Source organism: Vibrio sp. 10N.222.48.A3 (assembly GCF_041475345.1).
Lineage (GTDB): Bacteria > Pseudomonadota > Gammaproteobacteria > Enterobacterales > Vibrionaceae > Vibrio > Vibrio tasmaniensis_A.
The window spans coordinates 1-1,428 of sequence record NZ_JBFRVX010000670.1 but is presented as its reverse complement, the minus strand read 5'-3'; the positions used below and the strand labels follow the sequence as shown (position 1 = coordinate 1,428).

The window sequence follows — 1,428 nt, the reverse complement described above, 5'->3', positions numbered from 1 at the left end:
ATCCATATCGATACTCATTAGCTTTGAGTCGCTGAACTCTAAATAAGTCTTAACATAGGGATAGATGGCTTTAAAAATACTTTCCTTAGCAGAGAACACTAAGGTGACAAACCATTGAATGGGAAGGTGAGTCCCGGCTAAGTGCTTTATTTCTTGAGGGCTAACAAACATAGGCATGAGTGACATAACCTGGTTTTCGTTGATGAGCTCTTCAACATCCAAACCAACAAAGCTCACGTCACTTAATGAACTGACCGTCGCTACCGCTAGATCATCGGTATGAGAAATGCTTCCAATCCAACCCTCGGGCCAAACCGGTGATCGGTGTTCACCGATGGGCAGTTCGAGGCAATCACACCCTTCAATGCGTAATGCGTGCAATGCCGCCCTGCGACCGGCAATAAACTCCGCTTTTCGTTTAGTTACTGAACGCTTCATTTCATTTGGTAACGCGACGTCAAGTTCTTGAAAAAGGCAATCTGTATACCTTTGTCGTTCAAAGTGGTACTGCCAAACCTTAATATTTTGCGAGCCAAAGGTGAGCAATTGCAAACCTGACAAAAAAGTCATACGAGTTACTTCCCCAGAGGCACAATCAATGGAGTATGACTTACAGGATCATCAATAATAACGCTATCTAAGCCAAATACTTGCTTAACGAGTTTGGCGTCAATTAAAGACTTAGGTTCGCCTTGCGCGACAATTTCTCCACCAGCAAATGCAATCAGGTGATCTGCATAACGACAGGCTTGATTCAAATCATGCAGCACGGCAACGATAGTATGTTTTTTTTCTCTATTGAGGCTACGGAACAACTCCAACAAATCAATCTGGTGTGCGACGTCCAAATAAGTTGTTGGCTCATCAAGTAATACTATCGGTGTCTTTTGCGCTAATACCATGGCGATCCAAACTCGTTGTTTCTGACCTCCAGAGAGTTCATCGACCTGCCTCTCGGCCAAATCGGTGACACCAGTATCTTCCATCGCTTGAAAGACCGCCTCTTGATCATCTAAGCTCCACTGCTTAAACAGTTTTTGATGCGGGTAGCGACCTCTTGCCACCAAATCAACGACTCGAATCCCTTCAGGAGCTTGTGAGCTTTGCGGCAGTAACCCTAACTCTCTCGCCAACTCTTTAGCTGGCACCTTTTGAATATTCTGACCATCAAGACAAATTTTACCTTGAGAAGGTTTCAACAAGCGGCACAAGCTTCTCAATAAGGTAGACTTTCCGCACCCGTTGGGTCCGACAATGACCGTAAATTTACCTTCAGGAATATTAAGTTCGAGATTTTCACAAATAACGCGATTATCGTATGCAAGTTTAAGGTTATTTCCATTTAGTCGAGAGGTAATGTTGGATTTAACCGGTGTCGATAGGCTCATAAACTTCTGATTCATTTAAGTTAAACAATATCCCCTAAGT

General features: G+C 43.5%; 2 protein-coding genes. Both read right to left on the bottom strand.

All coding sequences use genetic code 11. The annotated features are described in order from the left end of the window. Window positions 1–570, bottom strand: a 570-nt coding sequence (locus AB4653_RS18130; RefSeq protein WP_372104907.1) for a 4'-phosphopantetheinyl transferase, incomplete at its 3' end; no start/stop codon positions are given. A 5-nt stretch (window positions 571–575) separates the two neighbouring features. After that, a complete protein-coding gene (locus tag AB4653_RS18125; RefSeq protein WP_009846403.1) occupies window positions 576–1,388 on the bottom strand; it encodes an ABC transporter ATP-binding protein in 813 nt (270 codons plus the stop codon). Window positions 1,389–1,428: the final 40 nt, after the last annotated feature.